This window comes from Paenibacillus koleovorans NBRC 103111, assembly GCF_004000845.1.
Lineage (GTDB): Bacteria > Bacillota > Bacilli > Paenibacillales > NBRC-103111 > Paenibacillus_AA > Paenibacillus_AA koleovorans.
In genome coordinates this window covers 104,984-113,607 of the sequence record NZ_BIMA01000006.1, presented here as the reverse complement: position 1 = coordinate 113,607, position 8,624 = coordinate 104,984, and the positions used below count along the sequence as shown (strand labels likewise).

The following is an 8,624-nucleotide window of genomic DNA, read 5'->3' as shown; positions in this document are numbered from 1 at the left end:
ACGGCTGCTGAAAAGCGGGCGAATTGTCAGGAACACTCTGTCGCTTCAATACGGTGAAGAACTAAAACATTCTTATCTGTACTAAAAAAGCGCAACCCTTTACGGGCTGCGCTTCGTTCTACTTGCTCGTACCTCCCACTTTCGATTCCCAAGACATCGCCGTATCCAAGTACGGTTCCGTCGCATTCACTATCGCCAGGTCCTTCCGGCCGTCCCCATTCAAGTCGGACACGATCAGCCTGCCCTTCGTCGGGCCCCATGGGCCGAGCTTGGACAAGTACCGGAACCGGTTCTTGCCCACCTGCACGTAGACGCTGAACGTTTGCGACTTCCGATCCCAGAACAGCACATCCTGGGCACCGTCTCCGTTGAAATCCGCCAGCCGTACGATACCGTTCTCCACTGTCGGCAGCTCCAGCGGCGGAGCCTCCCGCTCCCAGCGACCTGTCGCCAAATTAGGCGACAGCTGCAACCAGCGCGACGTCTGCTCGAACGGCGAGACCAGCTCTTCCTTGCCATCACCGTCCAAGTCGCCAGGTACTAGCTGGCTCGGCTTCTTCTTCCAGACGATCGGCTCGAACGCTCGGACGGTGTCTCCCTGAACGGACACCGCCTCCAGCTTCGTCCTCTCCTTGTTGGAGCCGGCCAGCACGAAACCATCGCTTTGCTCGTTCAAGGCTACTAGGTTCGTCATACCCGAAACACCGGTTTTCCAGCTGCGGTACGGGACAAACATCTTGCCCGTCGAGCGATACGATTCCAGCGTGCCATTCGACCGCATGACCCACAAATCGCTGAGTCCGTCGTTGTTCCCGTCATACAGCGTCCATACGTCACCGGCGCCTAACGGGATCGACGCCCACACGGTCTCCTCGCCGATCGGCTCGTTCCGATAGCCGCCGAACGCACCGCGCTTCACTAACAGCTCGCCTCGGTCCACCGCCCATTGCACCACATCGCTTTGCCCGTCCCCAGTCACATCAGCCAGCTGTACGTTTTTTCCGTCCATCGGCTGTGCAAGCGCAACGCTTTTCCCCGGCGTGAACGGCACGAAGTCGTTGATCGAGATGAACCGATAGCCTTTTTGCTGAAGCGCCGGCAGCAAGTTTTGCAATATGCTCTTCGGCTTAGCCGGATACACATATTCCGGCAATCCGTCGCGCACCACCGGCTTGCCTTGTGCGTCTAGGACAGGCTCGAGATGTTTGAACTCAAGAAACGGATGATAAAAAAACGAAGGCAGCCTACCGCCTTTTTCCAATTGATTCAGAATAAACTCCGCTCCGCGATTGTACGGAATATAGGATAACGGTGTCGGAACATTAATCGAGCCGAGCGACGACTCGCCAAAGCCGTAATTGCGACTCGTCGTATATTGAGGATGAGCGGCGTTGCGGTTTTTTTGCACATCCGCCTGATAATTCAAGCCGAAATAACAGCGGAACACCGCATCCTGCTCCGCCTTCGTATGATAATGGGGAGCCTCCCAGAATTGCGGCTGCAGCCCGATGCTCTTGAACAAGCGGATCGCCTCGTCGACGCGCTGTTTGGCGAAACCCGGCGTCTTCGTTGCCTCCACATCGATAACGTCGAATTCATTGCCGATGCCTGACTCCTGGTGTCCATCCGTCCGGAACACATCGCCGACTTGATGCGTATAGCCGTGCATCCCGATGACCGCTCCGCCGGCTACCGCGCTCTTCAGCAAGCTAACGAACGAACTCGCATACGGATTGTCCTGCCGGTCGAGCGACACGTCATACCGGGCGCCGTCCTTGTTCACGTTAACCCACCTAGGGATGATCGCCATCTGATACCGGACCCCGTGTGCCTGCAGCATCTCGAGAACGGCGCGCAGCTTGCCGAGCTGCTCTGGGCCTTCATACTGGCCTCCTGGGCCGATGTCCTCCAGCCGCATCAGGATGATTCGTTCCTCGTTGTCGTTCCCGAGCGCCGACATGTAGGTGACGGAGCTGAAAACACCCGCCAGCAGGCCGACGAGAAGCAGGATGCGGAACTTTTTTACGAGTCGCGGCAAGAAAGATGGCTTCAACAATGATGACTCCCCCAAGGTGAAAAAATTAGCTTCCATCTAATCATATGCTAAAGCGTTTTCAAAGTCAGCAACAAATTAACCCCGCTGCCTATCGAAAATGTTCGATCGCAACGGGGAATCTGGCGATGTATTAAGCAGCTGTATTCGCGGCGGTTACTTGCTTGTCCGAAGCAATGTATTTGACGAGCAACGTCAAAGCGCCCAGGCACAGGATGCCTCCGATCAAAAACGGCAAGCTGATGTTCAAATAAAAAGCGCCCATGCCCATCATCGGACCGGCCACCCGGCCTAAACTGTCCATCGAGGAGCTAAGCCCGGACGCAACGCCTTGCCCAACCTTCGTCTTCTGTGTAATCAGGGAGGTGACGCATGGACGAATCAGTGCATTTCCGGCTGCAAAAACAGACATGTACAGGGTCGCGGTAATCAAATTGCTGGAAAACAACAGTAGGAAAAATCCGATCGCCGAAAGGACGAGGCCCATCCCGATCACTCTCGATTCACTGCCGTTTTTGATCATTCGACGCACCACTCCGCCTTGAATTGCCGCACCGACAATGCCGCTGACCAGGAACATGATGCCCATATCCTTCGGCGTAGCTCCGAATTTCTCAACCTCGAAGTACTGCAATGTCGCTTCCAAGCCGGCAAGCGTGAACGACACGAAGAAAGACAGCACGTACAGAAACTTGAGTGGACCGGCAAATGCCGTCCAGCGGGAAGCTTTTTTCTGGGTGCGGATCGAACGTTTCTCCTTCGACAGCGACTCTTTCAGAATCACAGCGGCGAAAATCAAAGTGGCTGCCGAGAGGCCGGATGCGACGAAGAAAGGCACATTATTGCCGAATACGCTGAGCAAGCCGCCGATCGCCGGTCCGAAAATAAAGCCGAGCCCGATCGACATGCCGACGAGACCCATTCCCTTGGTCCGATTCTCGTTGGAGGTGATGTCCGCTACATAAGCGACTGCACAAGCGGTTGCCGCCCCGGAGAACAACCCGCCAAGTAGGCGGGAGGCATACATCAGCGTGAGGTTGCCGTCTGCCAGACCGAACAATAGAAAGCTGACGGCAAAGCCGGCCAACCCGGTCAGCAGCACCGGGCGTCGCCCTACTCGGTCCGACAGCGCCCCCCATAGGGGCGACATGAGAAACGATACGGCCGAATACAGCGCGAGCATCGTACTAAGATGAAACGGAGACACGAGCTCCGGCATAATCGGGATAATGATTCCGAAGCCGATGAAGATCGTCATCAGAATGAACATGATCGTAAGCATGGATTTTTTCATAACGGGAAAGCCTCCTGAAGCTGGAGCGATTTGGAACGCCCTTATCTTACCACAACTTTTCGGCCAATAAAAATGAACAATTGGAGAACGAAAAGGACGGCCAGAACGCAACCGCTCGCAATAAACGGGGCATGATAGCCGATGGAATCCGACAAAATGCCCGAGATGATCGGGCCGATGACCGTGCCGGCGCCTTCGATCGTCAGGAAGAAGCCCCATACCGCTCCACGCTTCTCCTTCGGAATGACCGAGGCGATAAGCGCATTCCACGACGGGATGAGCAGCGCATACCCCACTCCGAGCGCACCCACCATAATCAATAATAGAGCCAGTCCGTCCACATATGTAAAGATAAGCAGCGACACTGAGCTGACGACCAAGCCGGCATGTACAAATCCTTTGTATCCGAAACGGTCAACAAGCTTCCCGACTGGAATCAGGAAGACGACGGTTATAGCGCCGCCAACGACTAAGAACAAGCTGTATTGCTCCGGCGTCAGCTCCAGCACGGTTCGCGCGTAAATGGTAAGCACCGGCGTCAACAAACCGATCGCGAACGTCTGGGCGAACAGGGCGGGATAGAACAACCAGCTAACGTGGAGCGAAGCTCGTACTTCTGCGATATAAAGGCTGGAGCGAGCTTTCCAGTCGGCCCATTTTGCGTTCATCCGTTGGTTAAAAGGGGCTAGTTCCCCCTGGGCGGCAGCTCTCGTCTGCCATAGCTTGCGCAGCTGCCGGAAGCCGCCTCGCTCCGAGCTCGGGAGGAACAAGGAGATGATGACGCTGATCCCGATCAGCACGAGCAGCAACCGGAACGCGCCTACATATGTATCGCTGATGAAAAAGTTGATGACGACCGGCCCCAGCCCGATTCCTGACAACCACGCCAAGTAAATGACGCTCATCATCGTCCCGTTTTGCGAATCGCCGCCTTTCTCCGTTGCACCGGTAATCACACATGGCCATAGTGGCGAGGTACCGACTCCTAGGAATGCAACCGCAACCAAGATCCAGCTGAAGTGGGAGAAAAAGATGAGGATGAGCAAGGACAGGAAGGTCATCAGGACACCCGTCAGCATAACCGGTCGATACCCGATTTTGTCGATCATCCAGCCGATCGGGCCGCGGAACGCATTGTCTCCGATATATTGAATCGCCATCGTCCAGCCTATGATAATCGCCGAGATGCCGAGCACCGACTTCATATAGACGGGCAATATCGAGATCAGAATCGCGCCTTTTACAAACTCCACGAGAAACATGATGAGCAGCAGTTGGATGACGAACGGGGAAAACACTTGCTTCTGGTTGGTCCAAAACGAACGGATGGCGTTTAACATGGGTCACCTCTACAACAATTTCATATACGGAGTTCTTGCATCCGCGTCTGTTTTTGATATACTCAAGCTTGTTATTAATGGAACCAAGAAATTTGTCGAAGGGCAGGGATGACCAGATGGACCACCATCGCACTCCCCTTTTTACCGCACTCACCGAACATGCCGCGAGAAACCCGCTTCAATTTCATATTCCCGGTCATAAAAAAGGCCGTGGCGCCGACGAGGAGTTTCGAACGTTTATTGGAGACCGTGCGCTCTCGATTGACTTAATCAATATAGCACCTTTGGATGATTTGCATCAACCGACCGGCGTTATTGAAGAAGCGCAGAAGCTCGCAGCCCATGCGTTCGGTGCGGACTATACGTATTTCTCCGTCCAAGGGACCAGTGGCGCCATCATGACGATGATCATGACCGTTTGCGGAGAAGGCGATAAAATCATTGTGCCCCGCAACGTGCATAAATCGATCATGTCTGCGATTATTTTTGCCGGGGCGAAGCCGGTGTTCATCTCGCCGGTCAAAGATCCGAACCTGGGCATCGATCACGGAATTACGACACGGTCGGTCAAAAAAGCGCTGGAGCGCCACCCGGACGCCAAAGCCGTTCTCGTCATCAACCCGACTTACTTCGGCATATGTGCCAACCTGAAAGAAATCGTCGACCTCGTGCACAGCTACGACATTCCCGTACTCGTAGATGAAGCCCATGGCGTGCTGATCCACTTCCATGACGAGCTGCCGATGTCCGCTATGCAGGCCGGTGCTGATATGGCCGCTACTAGCGTACATAAGCTCGGCGGTTCGATGACGCAGAGCTCCGTCTTGAATGTGCAGGGCCATCGTATCAATCCGAAGCGGATCCAGACGATCATCAGCATGCTGACGACAACCTCGACTTCCTACTTGCTGCTCGCCTCGCTCGATACGTCCCGGCGCAACTTGGCGCTGAACGGCAGGGGGATGGCGGAGCACGCGATCGAGCTCGCCAACTATGCGCGCAGCCGGGTCAACGAGATGCCGGGATTGTACTGCTTCGGCGAAGACATCCTCGGCTCCGAGGCGACGTACAGCTACGATCCGATGAAGCTGACCGTCCACGTCCGCCATCTCGGGATGACCGGCTACGATGTCGAGAACTGGCTCCGCGAGCGCTACAATATCGAGATTGAGCTTAGCGATATGTATAACATCCTGTGCCTCATTACGCCTGGCGATACGCGCGAAACGGTCGATACACTATTGACGGCGCTCGCCGAGCTCGCTAAGGGCTATGATCCGACCAACCCGCCGGCGGAGATGAACATCGAGACGCCGGTCGTGCCGCAGCTGTCGCTGTCCCCGCGCGACGCCTTCTACGGGGATACGGAAGTGATCGATTTCAAAAATTCAGCGGGCCGGATTATCGCCGAATTCATTTATGTGTATCCGCCGGGCATTCCGATTCTGCTGCCGGGCGAAGTCATCGCACAGGTGCATGTCGACTACATCATCGATCATGTGGAAGTTGGATTGCCGGTGAAAGGACCGGAGGATCGTTCGATCCGCCAGGTCAAAGTAATCGTGGAGACGACTCCAATCGAGTAAAAAGTGAAAAGGCTGCCTCACAGGTGCGATTGCACTTGGAGAGCAGCCTTTTTTTCGATGGACTTCTTGCTTAATATTGATCTCTAGCCGACAGAATCGGCATGCGCGCGTATAGAAATTCGGACAGCTCCATCGCCTCTTCGAGCTTCAGGTGGAACGTTTGCTGCAGATAGGTCAGATTGGTCAGGTCATCGGCGTCGAGGAGGGAGGAATGGTTCGTCTGCATACAGATGACAAGCGGCTTGCCGAAAAAATGATTCGTGTAGACGATGGCAAAATCATAACGCGCCTTCTCCGTCGCAAAGCCTACGAAATTCACTTGCGCTTGCTCGGATAAATCATAGAAACGCTCCAACATTCGAATCACCTTCCCATTCGCCGATTATTCAGAATATTTAGTTATTTGTCTACTATAGCACGGATCCGCCTTGTCTGACTATACCTAAACTTGGAAATCGGCAGGGCCGAGCCGTAATCCTTGCCTTGAATTCCCTATTTTGAAGTGCTATGATGGTCATGAACTTGTATGCTCAAAAGGTAGGTGTCGTTATGGCGCAAAGCGCTTACATGTACTTGTCCGAAAGCTCCGTTACCCCCACCCTATCCGTCGGGGAGCTCAAGGAGCGTCTGCTCCACTACAAGGACCAATTGAAGCTCACCGGGCAACAACTGGGCTGGGAATACGCGGAATCCGCATTTCCGTACACGATCGAGACGAAGCCGGAAGGCGCCGATAGGTGGTTTTACTTGAAGGGCACGACGCCCTCCTACAATCATATCATTCTCGGAGTAGGCACTAAGGCCGCTGAAGACAAGGAACGCGCTTATGTGCAAGTGGTGCTCCCTTCCGGCTCCACCCACGGCGACAAAGCCAAGGGCAACGAGCTTTGCAAGTACTTGGCGAAGACGCTCAAGGCCGAGCTCCACCTGTTCAATGGTCGAGTGATGTATTTCAATCCACGTAAATAAAGATAGTCCGGACAGCCTCTGCCGCCATCGCGGTCGGGGGCTGTTTATTGTTTGCGTCGGGGTGCCAGCAGCACCTTGAGCTCGTTCTGCTCCTTGCTCCCTGCTCCTTGCTCCTGCCCCTTGCTCCCTGCTTCATCCTCCATGCTCCATGCCCCTCGCCCCAAACCACTCGCTCCATGTCCCACGCCTATTGCCAAATCCCCCCTCACCCCGCCACCTGAACAAAAAAACCTTCCAAACCCTAATCGGGCAGGAAGGCTTTCGCGGTCTCACTCAAGATTGCTTCGCTTCTTCTTCAACGATCTGATCGTAGATGGCCGAAACGCGGTTCCATTCTTCGTCATCTTCTATGTTCACCAAGAAGGCGTCTTCGTCCTGTTCTTCCACCCGGAAGATCATGCCGTCCGCTTCCGGATCGTTCCGGTCGATCAGAACAGCGTATGCTTGATTCTGGGATTCGAACGTATAGACGATCACCATCTCGTGCTCGTTGCCGTCTTCGTCCGTGACCAGGAATACGTCCTCGTCGTGCTCATCTCCACAGCCGCAGTTATCGTCATGCTGGTGGTCGCTCATGCCAAGCCCTCATTTCATCACTGAATTGGAAATCTAGCCTATAGTATCATTTCTGGGCTGGGCAGGTCAATGAAACGGCACGCGGTTATTCCGATTTGATCACTTTCTCCGAGACGACCGTCCAGTCGTCCTCCGGACTCAGCTTCATCAGGAAATGCACCTTATAGTCGCCGTAGGCATCAAATGTAACGCCCGAGAACGGCCACGGATACCAGAAGCTCTCCATCGGCTCGTTCAACACGGCCGGATCGCTGCTGCGAAGCACGTTGCCGTCCGGACGAACGATCTCGATCTTGAACGCGTAGATCGGCGTATCCAAGTTGTCCACTTGCGGGAAAACGACGAAGTCGATCTTGTCGCCTTGTTTGACTTTGCCGAACGGCTGCTTGATCTGATAATCCTTGTTCACGTCTCTGGCAACGAACATATGAACGTTCGGCTTGTAGATCGAAGCGGTCTTGGTCGCATCATCCCACTTCAGCAGCCCCTGCATCGAAGTCGTCAAGCTCCGCATCGGCAGAACGGCCCGGCCCGAAATAACAAAGGCAGGCACTTCCCCCGTAATGGCTTCCTCATTATTAATCAAGACCTTCACCTTAGTAAAGCCCTGAAAGTCGCCCCACGGCGAGCTCGCGTAGGCGATTCCCGCTCCCAGGACCAAAAAAGCGCAGGTAAGGACGAGCAATCGTTTTCCTTTCATGACGATCATAACCTCCATATCGATTTCTTCTGCTAGATTATACTCCGCTCATATCGATAAGTTGCGATCGTTTTAATTAAATTCATGCGCAATTAGATGCTATTCA

General features: G+C 54.3%; 8 protein-coding genes. 2 read left to right on the top strand and 6 right to left on the bottom strand.

All coding sequences use genetic code 11. The annotated features are described in order from the left end of the window. Positions 1-118: 118 nt before the first annotated feature. The 3 genes from PKO02S_RS03620 to PKO02S_RS03610 all read right to left on the bottom strand — a co-directional run bounded on the left by PKO02S_RS03620 (position 119) and on the right by PKO02S_RS03610 (position 4,687). Positions 119-2,053 (bottom strand): DUF2334 domain-containing protein, encoded by a 1,935-nt coding sequence (locus PKO02S_RS03620; protein WP_164821276.1) that lies wholly within the window; start codon positions 2,051-2,053, stop codon positions 119-121. A 133-nt stretch (positions 2,054-2,186) separates the two neighbouring features. Continuing rightward, a complete protein-coding gene (locus PKO02S_RS03615; protein WP_127579723.1) occupies positions 2,187-3,347 on the bottom strand; it encodes an MFS transporter in 1,161 nt (386 codons plus the stop codon). A 41-nt stretch (positions 3,348-3,388) separates the two neighbouring features. Further along, positions 3,389-4,687 carry an MFS transporter gene (locus PKO02S_RS03610; RefSeq protein WP_127579722.1) on the bottom strand — a complete coding sequence of 433 codons (1,299 nt, stop codon included), beginning with the start codon at positions 4,685-4,687 and terminating at the stop codon, positions 3,389-3,391. A gap of 116 nt (positions 4,688-4,803) precedes the next feature. Between PKO02S_RS03610 and PKO02S_RS03605 the strand changes: the two genes are divergently transcribed. Continuing rightward, positions 4,804-6,273, top strand: coding sequence for an aminotransferase class I/II-fold pyridoxal phosphate-dependent enzyme (locus tag PKO02S_RS03605; RefSeq protein ID WP_127579721.1), 1,470 nt, complete (start codon positions 4,804-4,806; stop codon positions 6,271-6,273). A 70-nt stretch (positions 6,274-6,343) separates the two neighbouring features. On the opposite strand, the gene PKO02S_RS03600 is transcribed toward PKO02S_RS03605, so the two are convergent. After that, positions 6,344-6,631, bottom strand: coding sequence for a DUF3055 domain-containing protein (locus tag PKO02S_RS03600; protein WP_127579720.1), 288 nt, complete (start codon positions 6,629-6,631; stop codon positions 6,344-6,346). A gap of 191 nt (positions 6,632-6,822) precedes the next feature. Between PKO02S_RS03600 and PKO02S_RS03595 the strand changes: the two genes are divergently transcribed. Further along, positions 6,823-7,242 (top strand): DUF1885 family protein, encoded by a 420-nt coding sequence (locus PKO02S_RS03595; RefSeq protein ID WP_127579719.1) that lies wholly within the window; start codon positions 6,823-6,825, stop codon positions 7,240-7,242. A gap of 273 nt (positions 7,243-7,515) precedes the next feature. On the opposite strand, the gene PKO02S_RS03590 is transcribed toward PKO02S_RS03595, so the two are convergent. Together PKO02S_RS03590 and PKO02S_RS03585 are read right to left on the bottom strand one after the other, a co-directional pair. Continuing rightward, on the bottom strand, positions 7,516-7,818 hold the full coding sequence (locus PKO02S_RS03590; RefSeq protein ID WP_127579718.1) for a DUF1292 domain-containing protein: 303 nt from the start codon (positions 7,816-7,818) through the stop codon (positions 7,516-7,518). 85 nt (positions 7,819-7,903) lie between these two features. Continuing rightward, the gene (locus PKO02S_RS03585; protein WP_127579717.1) at positions 7,904-8,518 is read right to left on the bottom strand and encodes a stalk domain-containing protein; all 615 of its coding nucleotides are present in this window, start codon (positions 8,516-8,518) and stop codon (positions 7,904-7,906) included. Positions 8,519-8,624: the final 106 nt, after the last annotated feature.

Bases quoted from the DNA above. Each gene is read 5' to 3' on its own strand.
- PKO02S_RS03615 (WP_127579723.1), bottom strand. From the start codon at position 3,347: ATGAAAAAATCCATGCTTACGATCATGTTCATTCTGATGACGATCTTC.
- PKO02S_RS03610 (WP_127579722.1), bottom strand. From the start codon at position 4,687: ATGTTAAACGCCATCCGTTCGTTTTGGACCAACCAGAAGCAAGTGTTT.
- PKO02S_RS03605 (WP_127579721.1), top strand. From the start codon at position 4,804: ATGGACCACCATCGCACTCCCCTTTTTACCGCACTCACCGAACATGCC.
- PKO02S_RS03600 (WP_127579720.1), bottom strand. From the start codon at position 6,631: ATGTTGGAGCGTTTCTATGATTTATCCGAGCAAGCGCAAGTGAATTTC.
- PKO02S_RS03595 (WP_127579719.1), top strand. From the start codon at position 6,823: ATGGCGCAAAGCGCTTACATGTACTTGTCCGAAAGCTCCGTTACCCCC.
- PKO02S_RS03590 (WP_127579718.1), bottom strand. From the start codon at position 7,818: ATGAGCGACCACCAGCATGACGATAACTGCGGCTGTGGAGATGAGCAC.
- PKO02S_RS03585 (WP_127579717.1), bottom strand. From the start codon at position 8,518: ATGAAAGGAAAACGATTGCTCGTCCTTACCTGCGCTTTTTTGGTCCTG.